Annotated in this window: 18 protein-coding genes; 4 read left to right on the top strand and 14 right to left on the bottom strand. The window is 61.2% G+C overall.

Annotated elements, in window-relative coordinates; all coding sequences use genetic code 11:
- Nucleotides 1–102: 102 nt before the first annotated feature.
- The 5 genes from recG to exbB form a co-directional block, all read right to left on the bottom strand.
- Nucleotides 103–2,178: an ATP-dependent DNA helicase RecG gene (gene recG, locus YA0848_RS12440; protein ID WP_034101491.1), complete on the bottom strand. Its 2,076-nt coding sequence runs from the start codon at nucleotides 2,176–2,178 to the stop codon at nucleotides 103–105.
- 8 nt (nucleotides 2,179–2,186) lie between these two features.
- A complete protein-coding gene (locus YA0848_RS12435) occupies nucleotides 2,187–3,107 on the bottom strand; it encodes a hydrogen peroxide-inducible genes activator (protein ID WP_034101490.1) in 921 nt (306 codons plus the stop codon).
- Nucleotides 3,108–3,249: 142 nt separating this feature from the next.
- On the bottom strand, nucleotides 3,250–4,002 hold the full coding sequence (locus tag YA0848_RS12430) for a TonB family protein (RefSeq protein WP_034101489.1): 753 nt from the start codon (nucleotides 4,000–4,002) through the stop codon (nucleotides 3,250–3,252).
- Nucleotides 3,999–4,424, bottom strand: coding sequence for a TonB system transport protein ExbD (gene exbD / locus YA0848_RS12425; RefSeq protein WP_003195519.1), 426 nt, complete (start codon nucleotides 4,422–4,424; stop codon nucleotides 3,999–4,001). The genes YA0848_RS12430 and exbD overlap by 4 nt, the downstream gene beginning before the upstream one ends.
- 6 nt (nucleotides 4,425–4,430) lie before the next feature.
- Complete coding sequence (gene exbB, locus YA0848_RS12420; protein ID WP_034101488.1) at nucleotides 4,431–5,399, bottom strand: tonB-system energizer ExbB; 969 nt, start codon at nucleotides 5,397–5,399, stop codon at nucleotides 4,431–4,433.
- Between the two features lie 191 nt (nucleotides 5,400–5,590).
- Between exbB and YA0848_RS12415 the strand changes: the two genes are divergently transcribed.
- On the top strand, nucleotides 5,591–6,442 hold the full coding sequence (locus YA0848_RS12415) for an SDR family oxidoreductase (RefSeq protein WP_034115455.1): 852 nt from the start codon (nucleotides 5,591–5,593) through the stop codon (nucleotides 6,440–6,442).
- A 63-nt stretch (nucleotides 6,443–6,505) separates the two neighbouring features.
- Here YA0848_RS12415 and YA0848_RS12410 read toward each other — a convergent pair whose 3' ends face one another.
- The 6 genes from YA0848_RS12410 to YA0848_RS12385 all read right to left on the bottom strand — a co-directional run bounded on the left by YA0848_RS12410 (nucleotide 6,506) and on the right by YA0848_RS12385 (nucleotide 11,817).
- Complete coding sequence (locus YA0848_RS12410) at nucleotides 6,506–7,249, bottom strand: hypothetical protein (protein ID WP_034101486.1); 744 nt, start codon at nucleotides 7,247–7,249, stop codon at nucleotides 6,506–6,508.
- Nucleotides 7,250–7,305: 56 nt separating this feature from the next.
- On the bottom strand, nucleotides 7,306–7,686 hold the full coding sequence (locus YA0848_RS12405; RefSeq protein WP_003176922.1) for a RidA family protein: 381 nt from the start codon (nucleotides 7,684–7,686) through the stop codon (nucleotides 7,306–7,308).
- Between the two features lie 39 nt (nucleotides 7,687–7,725).
- Nucleotides 7,726–9,831, bottom strand: a complete 2,106-nt coding sequence (gene spoT / locus YA0848_RS12400) for a bifunctional GTP diphosphokinase/guanosine-3',5'-bis pyrophosphate 3'-pyrophosphohydrolase (protein WP_034101485.1) — start codon at nucleotides 9,829–9,831, stop codon at nucleotides 7,726–7,728.
- A 60-nt stretch (nucleotides 9,832–9,891) separates the two neighbouring features.
- Nucleotides 9,892–10,155, bottom strand: a complete 264-nt coding sequence (gene rpoZ, locus YA0848_RS12395) for a DNA-directed RNA polymerase subunit omega (RefSeq protein ID WP_003176920.1) — start codon at nucleotides 10,153–10,155, stop codon at nucleotides 9,892–9,894.
- Nucleotides 10,156–10,322: 167 nt separating this feature from the next.
- On the bottom strand, nucleotides 10,323–10,943 hold the full coding sequence (gene gmk, locus YA0848_RS12390; protein WP_034101484.1) for a guanylate kinase: 621 nt from the start codon (nucleotides 10,941–10,943) through the stop codon (nucleotides 10,323–10,325).
- A gap of 10 nt (nucleotides 10,944–10,953) precedes the next feature.
- Nucleotides 10,954–11,817: a YicC/YloC family endoribonuclease gene (locus YA0848_RS12385; RefSeq protein WP_034101483.1), complete on the bottom strand. Its 864-nt coding sequence runs from the start codon at nucleotides 11,815–11,817 to the stop codon at nucleotides 10,954–10,956.
- Nucleotides 11,818–12,031: 214 nt separating this feature from the next.
- Here YA0848_RS12385 and rph point away from each other — a divergent pair, with 214 nt between their 5' ends.
- Nucleotides 12,032–12,754 carry a ribonuclease PH gene (rph, locus tag YA0848_RS12380; RefSeq protein ID WP_034101482.1) on the top strand — a complete coding sequence of 241 codons (723 nt, stop codon included), beginning with the start codon at nucleotides 12,032–12,034 and terminating at the stop codon, nucleotides 12,752–12,754.
- Nucleotides 12,755–12,776: 22 nt separating this feature from the next.
- Nucleotides 12,777–13,145 (top strand): DUF4870 domain-containing protein, encoded by a 369-nt coding sequence (locus tag YA0848_RS12375; RefSeq protein WP_034101481.1) that lies wholly within the window; start codon nucleotides 12,777–12,779, stop codon nucleotides 13,143–13,145.
- Nucleotides 13,146–13,203: 58 nt separating this feature from the next.
- On the opposite strand, the gene YA0848_RS12370 is transcribed toward YA0848_RS12375, so the two are convergent.
- Complete coding sequence (locus YA0848_RS12370) at nucleotides 13,204–13,983, bottom strand: exodeoxyribonuclease III (RefSeq protein WP_003195493.1); 780 nt, start codon at nucleotides 13,981–13,983, stop codon at nucleotides 13,204–13,206.
- Nucleotides 13,984–14,065: 82 nt separating this feature from the next.
- Between YA0848_RS12370 and pyrE the strand changes: the two genes are divergently transcribed.
- Nucleotides 14,066–14,710 (top strand): orotate phosphoribosyltransferase, encoded by a 645-nt coding sequence (gene pyrE / locus YA0848_RS12365; protein WP_034101480.1) that lies wholly within the window; start codon nucleotides 14,066–14,068, stop codon nucleotides 14,708–14,710.
- 99 nt (nucleotides 14,711–14,809) lie between these two features.
- On the opposite strand, the gene argB is transcribed toward pyrE, so the two are convergent.
- Both argB and YA0848_RS12355 read right to left on the bottom strand, forming a co-directional pair.
- On the bottom strand, nucleotides 14,810–15,715 hold the full coding sequence (gene argB, locus YA0848_RS12360; RefSeq protein WP_010207505.1) for an acetylglutamate kinase: 906 nt from the start codon (nucleotides 15,713–15,715) through the stop codon (nucleotides 14,810–14,812).
- 19 nt (nucleotides 15,716–15,734) lie between these two features.
- A partial coding sequence (locus YA0848_RS12355; RefSeq protein WP_232925100.1) for a phosphomannomutase/phosphoglucomutase occupies nucleotides 15,735–17,177 on the bottom strand: 1,443 nt, incomplete at its 5' end.

Genomic DNA, 17,177 nt, shown 5'->3' with positions numbered 1-17,177 from the left:
CGTACAGTCACCGAAGTATAACCAGCTTGATACAAGTGTTGGTCGGATAAGTGCTTTTTGTGACCCGGTTGGGGATCCGCGACGCCTTTTGCTTCTGTAGCGTCAAACCTGGCCGTATTGCTGACCGTGCCGCAGCCAGCGATCCAACAGCGGGCTGACATGATCCGGCCAGCGCTCCAGCAGGGCTTGCGCCGCATCGCGGACGGCCGGCAGCAGGTCGGCGTCGCGCATCAGGTCGGCCACTTTGAACTGCAACAGGCCGGTCTGGCGCGTGCCGAGCATTTCACCGGGGCCGCGCAGTTCGAGGTCTTTTTCGGCGATGACAAAACCGTCGTTGGTTTCGCGCATGATGCCCAGGCGCTGGCGGCCGATCTGCGATAGCGGTGGGTGGTATAGCAGCACGCAGTGGCTGGCGGCGCTGCCTCGACCGACGCGGCCGCGCAGTTGGTGCAATTGCGCCAGGCCCAGGCGTTCGGGGTTCTCGATAATCATCAGACTGGCGTTGGGCACGTCCACGCCGACTTCGATCACCGTAGTGGCCACCAGCAGTTGCAGGTTGCCGGCCTTGAATTCGGCCATCACCGCCGCTTTTTCCGCCGGTTTCATACGACCATGGATCAGCCCGACCTTGAGTTCGCCCAAGGCGCTGGTGAGGTCTTCGTAGGTGGTTTCGGCGGCCTGGCAGGTCAGCTCTTCGGACTCTTCGATCAGCGTGCAGACCCAGTACGCCTGGCGCCCTTCGGCGCACGCGCCGCGCACGCGCTCGATCACCTCGACCCGCCGCGTATCGGTGACCAGCACGGTGTTGACCGGGGTGCGACCGGGCGGCAATTCGTCGAGGATCGAGGTGTCGAGGTCGGCGTAAGCGCTCATCGCCAGAGTGCGTGGGATTGGCGTGGCAGTCATGATCAGCTGATGCGGGCTCATGCGTCCGCCCACGCCTTTCTGGCGCAGGGCCAGGCGTTGCTGCACGCCGAAGCGGTGTTGTTCGTCGATGATCACCAGCGCCAGGTTCTTGAACTGCACTTCGTCTTGAAACAGCGCGTGGGTGCCCACCACCATGGGGGCACCGGCGGCGATCTGCTCCAGGGCGGCTACGCGGTTCTTGCCCTTGAGCTTGCCCGCCAGCCACGCCACTTCCAGGCCCAGCGGTTCGAGCCAGCGCTTGAAGGTGATGAAATGCTGCTCGGCGAGAATCTCGGTAGGGGCCATCAGCGCGACCTGGTAACCGGCTTCCAGCGCCTGCAGCGCGGCGAGGGCGGCGACCACGGTCTTGCCTGCGCCGACGTCGCCCTGGATCAGGCGCAGCATGGGTTCGTGCTGGCTCAGGTCGTAGGCGATTTCGTTGCCTACGCGCTGCTGGGCGCCGGTCGGCGTAAAGCCGAGATTGGCCAAGTATTGCGCGGGCAGACGCGTGGCCTTGGGCATCGCCGGCGCGCGCAGGGAGCGCATGCTTTCGCGCAGGCGTTGCTGGGACAGTTGGTGAGTCAGCAACTCTTCAAAGGCCAGGCGGTGCTGGGCCCAGTGATGACCCAGGGCCAGCTCGTCCACGTCGGCATCGGCGGGGGGGTGATGCAGGTAGCGAATCGCATCGGCCAGTGGCGCCAACTGGTAATCGCGGGCCAACTCCAAGGGCAGCCAGTCGGGCAGGCTGGTGGGGCCGAGCATGGACAGCGTCTGCATGCACAACTGGCGCAGGCGCTGTTGAGTCAGGCCTTCGGTGAGCGGGTAGATCGGGGTGAGGGTGGTATCTACCGGTGGCGGTTCGTCGCCGGTGATGGCGCGGTATTCCGGGTGGTAGATCTCCAGGCCCGACGCGCCGGGCCGGGCCTCACCGTAGCAGCGCACGCGGGTGCCGCGCTTGAGGCCCTCTTTCTGCGCATTGCTGAAGTGGTAGAAACGCAGGCTCAGGCCGCCGGTACCGTCCTGCAAGCGCACCACCAGGCTGCGGCGCTTGCCCATCACCACATCGGCACCGCTGACGGTGCCTTCGATCACCGCATCCTGCCCAGGGCGCAAGTGGCCGATGGGCACCACGCGGGTGCGGTCCTGATAGCGCAGGGGCAGATGGAACAGCACGTCCTGGAGGTTCTCCAGGCCGACCTTTGCCAACTTCTCGGCCATGGCCTCACCGACACCCTTGAGTGCCGTCACCGACACCTGCGACAGCTCAGTCATACGGCTACTTAGCTCGCCGCAGTCGGCTTGGCCACCGAGCACAGGCGGATCGAGTCGGCGAGGATCTCAATCGCCTTGGGCCGTGGGAAGCTGGCGCGCCAGGCGATGGCCACCGTGCGGAACGGCACCGGCGGTGTAAGCGGGCGTACTTCGATTACGCCGGGGGCGTAGTGATGGCTGTCCACCGCCGACAGCGGCAGGATCGAGATGCCCAGGCCCGAGGCGACCATGTGGCGGATGGTTTCCAGGGAGCTGGATTCCACGGTGGTGTGCTTGGCGCCGTCGTTGCCCTTGGTGAGGGTCGGGCAGGCTTCCAGCACCTGATCGCGGAAGCAGTGGCCTTCACCGAGCAGCAGCAGGCTCTTGTCGTTGAGCAGGGCAGCGTCGATGCTGGCTTTTTTGGTCCACGGGTGCGAGGCGGGCATCAGCACCTGGAACGGCTCGTCGTAGAGCGCCAGGGTGAGCACGTCCGCTTCGTTGAACGGCAGGGCGATGATGATCGCATCCAGCTCGCCGTTGCGCAGTTTGTCGCGCAGTACGTGGGTGAAGTTCTCTTCGATATACAACGGCATCTGCGGCGCGACGCGGTGCAGTTGCGGAATCAAGTGCGGGAACAGGTATGGGCCGACGGTGTAGATGGCCCCGACCTTGAGCGGCGCGGTCAGTTGGTTCTTGCCGGCCTGGGCCAGTTCGCGAATGCTTTGCGCCTGCTCCAGCACCTTTTGGGCCTGGGCGACGATGCCTTCGCCTACTGGCGTGAGGCGCACGGCGCTCTTGCTGCGCTCGAAAATCAGCACACCGAGTTCGTCTTCAAGCTTTTTCACGCCCACCGACAGCGTCGGCTGGCTGACATGGCAGCGCTCGGCCGCATGGCCAAAGTGTTGCTCTTGGGCGAGGGTCACGATGTAGCGTAATTCTGTAAGAGTCATAGCGGGCGTCCATGAGGTTGCGAGCCAAGCATACCGGCTGCAATCGATAGACGCACGTTATCAGAAGTTTGTTAGGGATTGAGTGGGAACTGCTGAGGATTTTGCTGAAAGTGACGAGGGTTACCCCTCGCCACACTCATGTTCAGCGACGACGCTTTTCGATGTTGTACACGAACGGTGCAACGATCTCGATGCTGCCGCTCTTGACCATATCGGCCGGCGGTTTGGGCAGCGGTTGGGCACGACGGATCATGTCCAGGGTGGCGCGGTCCAGGTCGGCGTTGCCGGAAAGGCCCACCAGCTCGTAGGACAGCACATTGCCTTCGGCATCGACCACGAACTTCAGGCGGTTCAGACCTTCCTTGCCTCGGGCCTGGGCGCCTGGCGGATACTTCTTGTACTTCTGCAAGTGGGCCAGCAACGTGCCTTCCCAAGACGCCTTGGCCGCCAGCTGTTGTGGCGACGGCCCTGGTGCAGGCTGTGCCGATTTCTGCGGTGGCGCTTGGGTCGGCGGCGTATCGCTCGGTGGCTCCTCGGAAGGTTTTTCCTTGGGCGGCTCGGGCTTTTTCTCCACCGGCTTGGGCGGCTGGGGTTTGGGCTTGGGCTTGACCGGCTTGGGCACCTGGATCGTCGGCTTGGGCGCTTCGGCCATTTTTGGCAGCGGCAGCTCTTCCACCGGGGCGGGCGGCTGCGGCGGTGTCACCACCTTCGGCGGGGCCGGAGGCGGTGGCGGTGCGGGAGCAGGCGCCAGGTCGATGACCATGGCAGCCGGCGGCAACTGCACCGTGCGCGGCGCCGACCAGTGGAGTGCGATGGCAATCGCGATGGCATGCACGCCCAGTACGACGGCGAGGCTGGTGCCATAACGCGTCAGTTTGTGGCGCGTCGTGATCATTTCTTGGCTGCCGTCTCAAGTCCAACCAGGCCAACCTTGAGGTAGCCGGCCGCCCGCAGGGCATCCATCACGCTCATCAGATCGCCGTAGTCCACGCCTTTGTCGGCTTGGAAGAAGATTGTCGTGTCCTTCTTGCCTTGGGTCTTGGCGTCGAGCACCGGCCCCAGGGTCTCGGCTTTGACTTCTTCTTCGCCCAGGAACAGACGTTGATCTGCCTTGACGCTGAGGAAGATCGGTTTTTCCGGCCGTGGCGCCGGTTTGGCGCTGGAGGCGGGCAGGTCGACCTTGATGTCTACGGTGGCCAACGGTGCCGCCACCATGAAGATGATCAGCAGCACCAGCATCACGTCGATAAACGGCGTGACGTTGATTTCGTGGTTCTCGACGAGTTCGTCGTCGCCTTGATTCAAATGCAGGCCCATGGCCGATTACCCCACTTTCACCATGTGCGGTTGCGAGCTGCGCTCGGTAGGCAGGTGGTCGAGGTCGCGGCTGACCAGCAGCAGGACTTCCGCCGACGCATCCGACACCTGGGCCTTGTAGCCGGCAATCGAACGGGCGAAGACGTTGTAGATCACCACTGCCGGGATCGCTGCCACCAGACCCAAAGCAGTTGCCAGCAGAGCTTCGGCGATGCCGGGGGCAACCACGGCGAGGTTGGTGGTCTGGGTTTTGGCGATGCCGATAAAGCTGTTCATGATGCCCCATACGGTGCCGAACAGACCTACGAACGGTGCGGTGGAGCCGATGGTCGCGAGAACGCCGGTGCCGCTGCTCATGTTGCGGCCGCAGGCAGCCACCAGACGCTCAAGGCGGAAGGCGACACGCTCTTTGATGCCTTCTTTTTCGCGAGTGTTGGCCGACAGGCGCATCTCTTCCAGTGCATCGTGCACCAGGGTATTGGCCAGGGTGCCTTTCTTGGCTGCGCTTTCGCTGGCTTCCTTGAGGGTGGTGGCCTTTTTCAGATGGACGATTTCAGTACGCAGGCGACGCTTGGCGCCCAGCAGCTCGAAGCCTTTGGCTATCCAGATGGTCCAAGTGATGATCGAGGCTATGGCCAGGCCGATCATCACAGCTTTCACCACCACGTCAGCGTTCTGGTACATACCCCAGGGCGACAGGTCGTGGGCCATGCCCAAGGTGTTGTTCTCTTCCAGCACCACACCGGTGTCGTCCGCAGCCGGGGCGGCCGGGTCGGTGGCGACTGGCGCGGCAGGCGGTGCGGGCGGGGTGGCGGCATTCTGCTCGGCGGCAGCAGGTGTGGCGGGTGCGGTGGCATCGGCGAATGCGGCGGTCGGCGCCAGCAGAACGCTGAACAGCAGCGCAGCAATCGCGCGCCAGGCGCGGGAGGGGCTGTGAGGCTTGGTTGGCGAAGCGGGGGTTGTATTACGTGTCATGCTGGCCGGACCTGAGAGAAAGAATGAGTGATTGTCCTTCCAGACCCAGAGCAAGGGGCGAGGACAAATGGGTGGTCATTATTGCAAGTAATTCTTGTTAACAGAAGTAATACAGTAACTTTATTTGCCCTTTTTCTGGCCGTCGGTCAACTGAGAGGGCTAACCTAGACCTTTCAATACGGAGTTTTATGATGTCCGCGCCTTCTGTTGTGATTGTCGGATGTGGCGATGTGGGGAGTCGGTTAGCCAGCCAATTGCTTGCCTCGGAATGGGAGGTGTACGGCCTGCGGCGCGACATTTCGCGCTTGCCTGTCGGGGTGATCGGCATTGGCGGTGACCTGTTCAAAAAGGACTGCCCCGATACCTGGCCAATCGGCGGCGTGGATTACCTGGTGTATTGCGCCGCCGCGACCGATCACGATGAAGCTGGCTACCGCGCGGCTTACGTGCAGGGGCTGCAACATGTTCTGGAGTGGCTCGGCGATTACGGCCAGCAACCCAAACATCTGCTGTTTGTGTCCAGCAGCAGTGTGTATGGGCAGCAGAACGGTGAATGGGTCGACGAAACGTCCGAAACCCAGGCCAAAGGCTATTCCGGGCAGATCATGCTCGAAGCCGAGCAGGTTGCCTTGAACAGCGGCATTCCTGCCAGCATTGTGCGGTTAACCGGCATTTACGGCCCAGGCCGCGAATGGTTGCTGACCCAGGTGCGCCAAGGTTACCGGGTGGCGGTAGATCCACCGTTATATGGCAACCGGATCCACGCGGACGACGCAGCAGGCTTGCTCGCGTTTTTGCTGCGGCATGTGGAGAAGGGCGGTTCGCTGGATAAGGTCTATATCGGTGTGGACGACGCGCCGGCGCCGCTGGCCGAAGTGGTGGCCTGGCTGCGCGATTATCTGGGCGTGACAGAGTGGTCAGACGAGGCCAGTGTGCGGCGTGCGGGGAGCAAGCAATGCAGCAACGCGCGGATCAAGGCGCTGGGCTGGGTACCGACATACCCGACTTACCGGGAAGGCTACGCGGCGATCCTCAAGGGCTGAAACACGATCTGAAAAATGTGGGAGGGGCCTGCCCCTCTCACATTCAACTGCCTGCAAGGGTCGTTACTGTTTTTCCAACAGCCATTGGCGTGGGCCTGGCGTAAACGAAGGTACTTCGTCTGCCTGTGCCGTATTGACCGCCTGGAAAATTTCCAGCTGTTTGCCCTTGCGCATGAAAATCCAAGGGTTGCCCTGGCCATTGAGTTGCAGCCAGATGCTGTCGTAGCCGCCGCTCATAGAGGCGCAATCGCCTGCCAGGCACAGCGAATACCGGTCGACTTTGGGTAGGCCGACAACCTTGCCGTCGGCCTGGAACTGCACGATTGCGCCGTTGCCGAAGCCGTCGGTGATTTTCCAGTCGCCGCCCAGGTAGGCGGCATAGAGCGCTCGTTCGAAGTTGGCGCCCAATGGTGCGCCTTCCGGGGCTGGGTCTTTAGCACGGGCGAACAGTTGCTCGGGCTCGTTATCGTTGGCCACTTGCAGCAACTGCTTACCTTTGCGCTTGAGTTCGGTGGCGGAGCTGCCATAGAAGTCCACGCTCCAGGCGCCGGATTGTTGCCCGAGCAACTTGCCTTCGGCGACCTCAAAACCGTTGTAGTAACGGGCTTGAGATGCCTTGACGTTGACCTCCCATTCGAGGTTCGGGCCAAAGCTTTGCAGCGCTTCACGCAGAGGGCCGCCCTTGGCTGCCGCATCAATGGCGACCTGATTGATCCAAGTGCCGCTTACGTCTTGGTCGGCAGGGTTGCTGGCACAGCCGCCGAGCAACAGGGCGAGCAATGAAGAAGCTACAAGCGCTTTGCGCATCATGAAATCCTTTTAAAACGAGGTCGGCGCAGCCTGTGGGGGCTGCGCCGGGTGTTTTACTCGATCACCAGAATCGCGTCCATCTCAACCTGCGCGCCTTTTGGCAGGGCTGCCACGCCGATGGCGGCACGGGCTGGGTACGGCTGTTCGAAGTACTTGCCCATGATCTCGTTGACCTTGGCGAAGTGGCTCAGGTCGGTGAGGAAAATGTTCAGTTTGACGATGTCCTTGAACGAACCGCCGGCGGCTTCGGCCACGGACTTGAGGTTTTCGAAGACTTGCACGGTCTGGGCTTCGAAGCCTTCCACCAGTTCCATGGTTTTTGGGTCCAGAGGAATCTGGCCGGACATGTAGACGGTATTGCCTGCCTTGATTGCCTGGGAGTAAGTACCGATGGCGGCCGGGGCTTTGTCGCTGGTGATAACAGTCTTGGTCATGAATGACTCCTTGTAATAGGCAGTGGCGGGGTTGAAGAACTACGCACGCATGCGGGTAATGCGGATGACCCCGGTCAAGGCGCGCAGCTTCTTGATCACGCGGGCCAGGTGTACGCGGTCGTGTACGCTGACCACCAGTTGGACCACGCTGATGCGACCATCGCGTTCGTCCATGCTGATCTTTTCGATGTTGCCGTCGGCGGCGTTGACGCTGCTGGCCAGCAGGGCGATCAGGCCGCGCTGGTGCTCCAGCTCAACGCGCAGTTCGACGTTGAATTCGCCGGTGACATCCTTGGCCCACGAAAGCTGGATGCATTTTTCCGGGTTGTGCCGGATTTCGGAGATGTTGCGGCAGTTGTCCAGGTGCACCACCATGCCTTTGCCCGCGGACAGGTGGCCGACGATCGGATCGCCCGGGATCGGTGTGCAGCATTTGGCGTAGCTGAGCACCAGGCCCTCGGTGCCGCGAATCGCCAACGGGCCTTCGGGGCTCGGCAATTGCTCGCCCTCGCCCAGCAGGCGGCGGGCGACCACGTAGGCCATGCGGTTGCCCAGGCCGATATCTTCCAGCAGGTCTTCGATGGTTTCCTGGCGATATTCGTGAAGCATCGCCTGCACGCGTTCTTGGGGAATCTTGTCCAGGGCGCTGTCGAAACCGTTGAGTACCTTGTTCAGCAGGCGCTCGCCCAGGCTGACGGACTCGGAACGGCGCTGCAGTTTCAGGGCGTGGCGAATGTGTGTGCGGGCCTTGCCGGTGACCACGAAATTGAGCCAGGCCGGGTTCGGTCGTGCGCCCGGTGCGCTGACGATCTCCACGGTGGAACCGCTTTGCAGCGGCTCCGACAGTGGCGCCAAGCGCCGGTTGATGCGGCAGGCGATGCAGCTGTTGCCTACGTCGGTGTGTACCGCATAGGCAAAGTCGACCGCCGTGGAGCCCTTGGGCAGCTCCATGATCCGCCCCTTGGGCGTGAACACGTAGACCTCGTCCGGGAACAGGTCGATTTTCACGCTTTCGATAAATTCTAGGGAGTTGCCCGCGCGTTGCTGCATTTCCAGCACGCCTTTGACCCATTGGCGGGCGCGGGCATGGGTGCCTTTGGGCTGCTCGTCGCCACTGGATTTGTACAGCCAATGGGCGGCGATGCCGTTGTTGGCCATCTCTTCCATTTCACGGGTGCGGATCTGAATCTCGATCGGCACGCCATGCATCCCGAACAGCGTGGTATGCAGCGACTGATAGCCGTTGGCCTTGGGGATGGCGATGTAGTCCTTGAAGCGGCCGGGCAGGGGTTTGTACAGATTATGCACAGCGCCGAGCACGCGGTAGCAAGTGTCGACCTTGTCGACGATGATCCGGAACGCATACACGTCCATGATCTCGTTAAAGGCCCGACGCTTGCCGCGCATCTTTTTATAGATGCCGTAGATGTGCTTCTGCCGGCCACTGACCTCGCCTTCGATTTCGTCGATGGCCAGGCAATGGCTCAGCGACTCTTCGATCTTGTTGACGATTTCCTTGCGGTTGCCCCGGGCACGCTTGACCGCCTGGTAGATGCGCGCCGAGCGCATGGGATGCATCGCCTTGAAGCCGAGGTCTTCGAATTCGATGCGAATGGCGTGCATGCCCAGCCGGTTGGCGATGGGCGCATAGATTTCCAAGGTTTCCTTGGCGATGCGCCGGCGTTTTTCGCCGGACAGCACTTCCAGCGTGCGCATGTTGTGCAGCCGGTCGGCCAGTTTGACCAGGATCACGCGGATATCGCGGGCCATGGCCATGGCCATCTTCTGGAAGTTTTCCGCCTGGGCTTCGGCCTTGGTCTCGAAATTCATCTGGGTCAGTTTGCTGACCCCGTCGACCAGTTCGGCCACGGTTTCGCCGAATTGGGAGCTGAGCGCTTCCTTGGCGATTCCGGTGTCTTCGATCACGTCATGCAGCATCGCGGCCATCAGGCTCTGATGGTCCATGTGCATGTCGGCAAGAATATTAGCCACCGCAAGAGGATGGGTGACGTACGCCTCGCCACTGCGGCGGCGTTGGCCGTCGTGGGCTTGTTCGGCGTAGAAATACGCTCGGCGGACCAGATTGACCTGGTCTGGGCCGAGGTAGGCCGATAAGCGATCGGCGAGGGCGTCTATGCTCGGCAAAGTGTGAACTCCTGCCGATGGCTTTGACCCCGCGCCGTGCTACGTCGACCAGGCATAGGCTTAGACGGCCTCGTTGGACTCGTCCTCGAACGCTGCGAACAGCGGTTCGTCCTCAACGATTTCGGCGTTGGCGATGAACTCGTAGCTCATCAGGCCTTCAGCGATTTCACGCAGGGCGACAACGGTCGGCTTGTCGTTTTCCCACTGGACCAGAGGCTCTTTGCCGCCAGTGGCCAATTGACGGGCACGCTTGGTAGAGAGCATGACCAGCTCAAAGCGGTTATCCACGTGTTCTAGGCAGTCTTCAACGGTTACGCGGGCCATGGTATTCCTCGGAGCGAATGCAAGATGCGCGCTGCCCGGTTGGGCGAGCGGACTGAGCAGTTTAAAAAATCACCAGCGTTTAGGGAAGCGCTGATTTTTCGCGGAGCCTCGTCAAACCGCTGCAAGTGCCAATGTAAAGCCCTTGCAGCGGTTTTGGGAAGCGTCAATCAGCCGAGCAGTTCGGCCAGTAATTTGCCAAAACGCTGTTGTTGGCGCTTCTGCTGGAGCTGATTGGCGCGGAAAATCGCCTTCAGGTCCTCCAGCGCGTGTGAAAAGTCGTCGTTGATGATCAGGTAATCGTAGTCGACGTAGTGGCTCATTTCGCTGACGGCTTCACGCATGCGGCCATCGATGATCTCGTCGCTGTCCTGGCCACGGTTGGTCAGGCGTTGGTGCAGGGCTTGCAGCGAGGGCGGCAGGATAAAGATCGAGCGCGCATTGGGCATCAGCTTGCGCACCTGTTCGGCGCCCTGCCAGTCGATTTCCAGGATCAGGTCATGGCCTTCATCCAGGGTCTGCTGCAAGTGGCTTTGCGAGGTTCCGTAGAGGTTGCCGAACACCTCGGCGCGTTCCAGGAAGTCGCCGTGCTCGATCATCTTCACGAACTCGGTGCGCTCGACGAAGTGATAGTGCACGCCGTTCACCTCACCCGGGCGCATGGCGCGGGTGGTGTGGGAGATCGAGATGCGGATCTGATCGTTGGTGTCGGTCAGGGCCTTGACCAGACTGCTCTTGCCCGCGCCCGAAGGGGCGGAAATGATGTACAGGGTGCCGGTGCTGTGGGTCATGGAGGTTGCCTTACTCAATATTCTGTACTTGTTCGCGCATCTGCTCGATCAACACTTTGAGGTTGACCGCCGCCTGGGTGCTGCGCGGATCGAAGGCCTTGGAGCCCAGTGTATTGGCTTCGCGGTTGAGTTCTTGCATCAGGAAATCAAGGCGCCGACCGGCGGCGCCGCCGGACTTGAGCACGCGGCGCACTTCGAGGATGTGGGTGCTGAGGCGATCGAGTTCTTCGGCGACGTCACTTTTCTGCGCCAGCAGCACCATTTCCTGCTCCAGCCGCGTCGGGTCGAGGTCGGCCTTCATATCGGCGAAACGGTCGAGCACCTTCTGGCGTTGGGTGGCCAGCATCTGCGGCACCAGCTCGCGCAGGATCGACACATCCTCTTCGATCGAGGTCAGGCGCTCGTTGATCAGACGGGCCAGCTCGGCACCTTCTCGCTCACGACCGGCCTTGAGTTCCTTCAGGCCTTGGTTGAACAACGCGAGGGCTTCGGCATTCAGGGCCTGCGGGTCGATAGCGTCGGCTACCAGTACGCCCGGCCAGGCCAGCACTTCGAGAGGGTTGAGCGGCGCGGGGCGCTGGATCAGGTCGGCAATGGTTTCGGCGGCGGCGACCAGTTGCGCCGCGCGTTCGCGGTCGACCTGCAAGGGTTTGCCGGTGGTTTCTTCGGTAAAGCGCAGGGTGCATTCCAGCTTGCCGCGGGAAATGCCCTGGCGCAGCGCTTCGCGCACGGCGCCTTCCAGGTCGCGGAACGACTCCGGCAGACGCAAGTGCGGCTCCAGGTAGCGGCTGTTGACCGAGCGCAATTCCCAGCTCAGGGTGCCCTGGACGCCGGCTTTTTCGACGCGGGCGAAGGCGGTCATGCTGTGCACCATGCGGGTACCTCGCGTTGCAGTCCCGCGATCACGGGCTGATGGGTAAATGAAGCAGGCAGGCTGCGAAGGCGCAGGATTGTAGCGCAGTGGGGCGAGTGCGCCCAAACAAAGGCCGACAGGCCGAGCATTCGTAACTGAATTTTTAGAAGTGCCCCGAAGCGGTTCGCGGCTCTATAATGCCCGGCAGTTTTCGTCCTCAGTACAGGTATCCCCTATGAAACGTCCAAGTGGTCGCGTTGCCGATCAGCTCCGCTCGATCCGCATCACCCGCAACTACACCAAACACGCCGAGGGATCCGTACTGGTCGAGTTTGGCGATACCAAGGTCATTTGCACCGTCAGCGTCGAAAATGGCGTGCCGCGTTTCCTCAAGGGGCAGGGTCAGGGTTGGTTGACCGCTGAATACGGCATGCTGCCTCGCGCCACCGGCGAGCGTAACCAGCGTGAGGCCAGCCGTGGCAAGCAAGGCGGTCGTACCTTGGAAATCCAGCGCCTGATCGGCCGCTCCCTGCGCGCTGCCCTGGACATGTCCAAGCTGGGCGACGTGACCCTGTATGTTGACTGCGATGTGATCCAGGCCGATGGCGGCACCCGTACCGCGTCCATCACCGGCGCCATGGTGGCCCTGGTCGACGCCTTGAAAGTGATCAAGAAGCGTGGCGGCCTCAAGGCCGGCGACCCGCTCAAGCAGATGATCGCCGCCGTGTCGGTCGGCATGTACCAGGGCGAGCCTGTGCTGGACCTGGACTACCTGGAAGACTCCGCCGCCGAGACCGACCTGAACGTCGTGATGACCAGCACCGGTGGTTTCATCGAAGTGCAGGGCACCGCCGAAGGCGCGCCATTCCAGCCGGCCGATCTGAACGCCATGCTGGCCTTGGCCCAGAAAGGCATGAGCGAAATTTTCGAACTGCAGAACGCCGCCCTGGCCGACTGAAACCGCCTCAAGGAGAAGCGCCATGAATGACAGCCAAATGCCGGTACCTACGCCTTCCTACGAGGTTCGGCAGAGTGCAATGCTGTGCCATCTCGCGGCGTTTCTCGGGTTTGTGTTCCCTTTCGGCAGTGTCGTCGGCCCGCTGATTCTGTGGCAGATGAAAAAGGAAGTGGACCCGTTCATCGACGATCAGGGCAAGGAAGCCTTGAACTTCCAGATCACCGTGGCTATCGCCTGGTTGGTCTGTATCGTGCTGGCATTCGCCGTGATTGGTTTTTTCCTGATGACGGCTCTGGCGATTGCCACTGTGGTGCTGACCATCATTGGTGGCATCAAGGCCAACAAGGGGATCGCTTATCGCTATCCGCTGACCTGGCGTTTGGTTAAATAATGACCGCCCACAAAAAAACCGACAGCGATGTCGGTTTTTTTGTGCCTGGGAAAAGACCTCAGATGGTCAGCGTCCAGTCGTAGTCCACGATCAGCGGCGCGTGTTGCGAGAAGCGCGGCTGGCGCGGCAGGCGTGCGCTGCGAACGAACCGGCGCAGGCCTGGGGTCAGCAGCTGGTAATCGAAACGCCAGCCCAGGTTGAGCATCTCGGCCTGTTCATTGTCCGGCCACCAGCTGTACTGATCGCCTTCACGGCTGACTTCGCGCAGGGCATCGACGTAACCCATGTTACCGACAATCTCATCCATCCAGGCCCGTTCCGGCGCCAGGAAGCCTGGGGATTGCTGGCTGTCGCGCCAGTTCTTGATATCCAGTTTCTGTTGCGCCACGTACAGCGAGCCACAATAAATGTACTCGCGACGTTTGCGCCGCTGTTTATCCAGATAACGGGCGAAATCGTCCATTAGCTTGAACTTCTGGTTCAAGTCTTCATCGCCGTTCTGCCCTGATGGAAGCAGCAAGGTCGCGATGCTGACCTTGTCGAAATCGGCTTGCAGGTAGCGCCCGTAGCGGTCGGCTGTCTCGAAGCCGAGGCCGCTGATGACCGCCTTGGGTTGCAACCGCGAGTACAAAGCCACGCCACCTTGGGTGGGCACTTCGGCATCGCAGGCATAAAGGAAGTAGCCATCCAGTTGGAAGGCTGGGTCGTCCAGTTCAAAGGCGGAGGCGCGGGTGTCCTGCAGGCAGATGACGTCGGCATTCTGGGCTTGCAGCCAACTGAGCAAACCACGCTCGACTGCAGCCTGAATACCATTAACGTTCACACTGATGATCCGCATAAATGGCCCCAAAAATCGCGTGCGTGTATGATACACGCCGTCTACCTAATTAGCTAAATCCGTGGTATCTGAGGCTTTTTTCATGCAGGCGTATCAACGCGATTTCATTCGTTTTGCCATCGATCGCGGGGTTTTGCGCTTCGGTGAGTTCACCCTCAAGTCCGGGCGGACCAGCCCGTATTTCTTCAATGCCGGCCTGTTCAACTCCGGTTCGGCCCTGGCGCAGTTGGGCCGTTTCTACGCGGCAGCCATCGTTGAAAGCGGTATGTCCTTCGACGTGCTGTTTGGCCCCGCCTACAAAGGCATCCCTTTGGCCGCCGCTACGGCCGTGGCCCTGGCCGAGCATCATGGGCGCGATTTGCCTTGGTGCTTCAATCGTAAAGAAGCCAAGGCCCATGGCGAGGGCGGTAGTCTGGTCGGCGCGCCACTGACTGGCGATGTGTTGATCATCGATGATGTGATTACGGCCGGCACCGCGATCCGTGAAGTGATGCAGATCATCGCTTCCCAGGAAGGCGCTAAAGCGGCCGGCGTGCTGATTGCACTGAACCGCCAGGAACGCGGCAACGGTGAGTTGTCGGCGATCCAGGAAGTTGAGCGCGATTTCGGCATTCCGGTGGTGAGTATTGTGTCGTTGAACCAGGTGTTGCAGTTCCTGGAAGATGACCCGCAGCTCAAGCAGCACTTGCCTGCTGTACGTGCGTACCGCGAGCAGTTTGGGGTCTGACACAGGCCCCTGCCACCTTGACTGGCAGTGCTTACAGGTCCCGCATAAAAAAGGCCCCCGTTCAATCGGATTGAACGGGGGCCTTTTTGTATTCAGCGCTTAGGGGCGCTTGCGGTTGCTGATCAGCGTGCCCATGCCGGTGTCGGTGAAGATCTCCAGCAATACCGCGTTCGGTACGCGGCCATCGATGATCAGCGAGCTGCCCACACCGCCCTGCACCGCTTCGAGGGCACAACGAATCTTCGGCAGCATGCCGCCGTAGATGGTGCCGTCGGCGATCAGATCGTCGACTTGTTGGGTGGTCAGGCCGGTCAACACTTTGCCCTGCTTGTCCATCAGGCCGGCGATATTGGTCAGCAGCATCAGCTTTTCAGCCTTCAATGCCTCGGCCACCTTGCCGGCCACCAGGTCGGCGTTGATGTTGTAGGACTCACCGTTGGCGCCCACGCCGATGGGCGCGATCACCGGGATGAAGTCGCCTTTTACCAGCAGGTTCAGTAGGTCGGTGTTGATACCGATCACTTCGCCCACTTGGCCGATATCGATGATTTCCGGCTGGGTCATTTCCGGCGTCTGACGGGTGACCGTCAGTTTTTTCGCGCGGATCAGCTCCGCGTCCTTGCCGGTCAGGCCGATGGCGCTGCCGCCGTGACGGTTGATCAGATTGACGATGTCTTTGTTTACCTGGCCGCCGAGGACCATCTCCACCACGTCCATGGTCTGCGCGTCAGTGACGCGCATGCCATCGATAAAATGACTCTCGATCGACAAACGCTTGAGCAGGTCGCCGATTTGCGGGCCGCCACCATGCACCACCACCGGGTTGATGCCCACGGCCTTCATCAGCACGATGTCGCGGGCAAAGCCGGTTTTCAGCTCGTCGCTTTCCATGGCATTGCCGCCGTACTTGATCACCAGCGTCTTGCCGACGTAGCGTCGAATATAAGGCAACGCTTCGGACAGGACCTTGGCGGTGTTGGCAGCGGCTTCGCGTTCGAGGGTCATTCAGGGCTCCGGTAAAAGATCAGAACGGTAATTGGAGATCAGGGGCAACACGTTTCAACTGGGCGTGGAACACGTCCTTGATGCGCTGCAACTCAGCCTCGGTATCCGCCTCGAAACGCAGCACCAACACCGGAGTGGTGTTGGATGCGCGAACCAGGCCCCAGCCTTTGGCGTAATCGACTCGTACACCATCAATGGACGTCAGGTTGGCGCCTTCACCCCATTGCGCATCGTGCAGTGCGTCAATGATGCTGAATTTGCTCTCCTCGGTCACATGGATATTGATCTCTGGCGTAGAAATATCGTTCGGGAAGGTCTGAAACAGCTCTTCGGCGGTGGATTCTTCCTTGCTGAGGATCTCCAGCAGGCGCGCGGCGCTGTAAATGCCGTCGTCAAAGCCGAACCAGCGCTCCTTGAAGAACACGTGGCCGCTCATCTCGCCGGCCAGCAGGGCGCCGGTTTCTTTCATTTTCTTTTTGATCAACGAGTGACCGGTCTTCCACATTAGCGGGCGACCGCCGTATTCCTTGATCAGCGGCGTGAGGCGACGGGTGCACTTCACATCAAAGATGATCTCGGCGTTGGGGTTGCGCTTGACCACATCGCGAGCGAAGAGCATCAACAGGCGGTCGGCGAACACGTTCACGCCAGTGTTGGTGACCACCCCTACACGGTCGCCGTCGCCGTCGAAGGCCAGGCCGACGTCAGCTCCGGTTTCCTTGACCTTGGCGATCAGGTCCACCAGGTTTTCAGGCTTGCCCGGGTCCGGGTGATGGTTGGGGAAGTTGCCGTCCACGTCGCAGAACAGCGGGACGACTTCGCAATTCAGGGCTTCGAGCAGCTGTGGAGCGATTACACCGGCGGCGCCATTGCCGCAGTCCACCACCACTTTGAGGCGGCGGGCGAGTTTGACGTCGCGGGTGATTTCATCGGAGTAGCGCTGCAGGATGTCGACCTGGGTGATGCTGCCCTGGCCGCTGGTCAAGTCGTTGGTTTTGAGGCGGGTGTGCAGGGCCTGGATCTGTTCATTGGCCAGGGTGTCGCCGGCAATGACGATCTTGAAGCCGTTGTAGTCCGACGGGTTGTGGCTGCCGGTTAGCATCACGCCGGATTTGCCGGCCAGTACGTTGGCGGCGTAGTACAACGCCGGCGTTGGCACCAGGCCCACATCGCTGACATGGCAGCCGCTGTCGGCCAGGCCCTGGATCAGTTGCTCCACCAGTTCCGGGCCGGACAAGCGGCCATCGCGGCCGACGCATACATTCGGTTCGCCCTGCGCCAGGCTCTGCGCGCCGATGGCGCGGCCGATCCAGTAGGCGGTTTCGGCGGTAAGGGTCTTGGGGACCACACCACGAATGTCATAGGCGCGGAAAATGCTGTCGGGGAACGTCGGGGCTACTCGGGCTGCGGTACTCATCGCGGGGGGAAACTCCATCTGAAGGGGGCAAGGCTGGCCTAAATG

The sequence above is a fragment of the Pseudomonas sp. S4_EA_1b genome, from assembly GCF_016307435.1.
In the GTDB taxonomy this organism is placed as follows: Bacteria; Pseudomonadota; Gammaproteobacteria; order Pseudomonadales; family Pseudomonadaceae; genus Aquipseudomonas; species Aquipseudomonas rhodesiae.
Note: the sequence above shows the minus strand (reverse complement) of the source record. Positions and strands in the feature narration are given on the sequence as shown.

Coding starts and splice junctions, on each gene's coding strand:
- recG (WP_034101491.1), bottom strand. CDS start 2,178: ATGACTGAGCTGTCGCAGGTGTCGGTGACGGCACTCAAGGGTGTCGGT.
- YA0848_RS12435 (WP_034101490.1), bottom strand. CDS start 3,107: ATGACTCTTACAGAATTACGCTACATCGTGACCCTCGCCCAAGAGCAA.
- YA0848_RS12430 (WP_034101489.1), bottom strand. CDS start 4,002: ATGATCACGACGCGCCACAAACTGACGCGTTATGGCACCAGCCTCGCC.
- exbD (WP_003195519.1), bottom strand. CDS start 4,424: ATGGGCCTGCATTTGAATCAAGGCGACGACGAACTCGTCGAGAACCAC.
- exbB (WP_034101488.1), bottom strand. CDS start 5,399: ATGACACGTAATACAACCCCCGCTTCGCCAACCAAGCCTCACAGCCCC.
- YA0848_RS12415 (WP_034115455.1), top strand. CDS start 5,591: ATGTCCGCGCCTTCTGTTGTGATTGTCGGATGTGGCGATGTGGGGAGT.
- YA0848_RS12410 (WP_034101486.1), bottom strand. CDS start 7,249: ATGCGCAAAGCGCTTGTAGCTTCTTCATTGCTCGCCCTGTTGCTCGGC.
- YA0848_RS12405 (WP_003176922.1), bottom strand. CDS start 7,686: ATGACCAAGACTGTTATCACCAGCGACAAAGCCCCGGCCGCCATCGGT.
- rpoZ (WP_003176920.1), bottom strand. CDS start 10,155: ATGGCCCGCGTAACCGTTGAAGACTGCCTAGAACACGTGGATAACCGC.
- gmk (WP_034101484.1), bottom strand. CDS start 10,943: ATGACCCACAGCACCGGCACCCTGTACATCATTTCCGCCCCTTCGGGC.
- YA0848_RS12385 (WP_034101483.1), bottom strand. CDS start 11,817: ATGGTGCACAGCATGACCGCCTTCGCCCGCGTCGAAAAAGCCGGCGTC.
- rph (WP_034101482.1), top strand. CDS start 12,032: ATGAAACGTCCAAGTGGTCGCGTTGCCGATCAGCTCCGCTCGATCCGC.
- YA0848_RS12375 (WP_034101481.1), top strand. CDS start 12,777: ATGAATGACAGCCAAATGCCGGTACCTACGCCTTCCTACGAGGTTCGG.
- YA0848_RS12370 (WP_003195493.1), bottom strand. CDS start 13,983: ATGCGGATCATCAGTGTGAACGTTAATGGTATTCAGGCTGCAGTCGAG.
- pyrE (WP_034101480.1), top strand. CDS start 14,066: ATGCAGGCGTATCAACGCGATTTCATTCGTTTTGCCATCGATCGCGGG.
- argB (WP_010207505.1), bottom strand. CDS start 15,715: ATGACCCTCGAACGCGAAGCCGCTGCCAACACCGCCAAGGTCCTGTCC.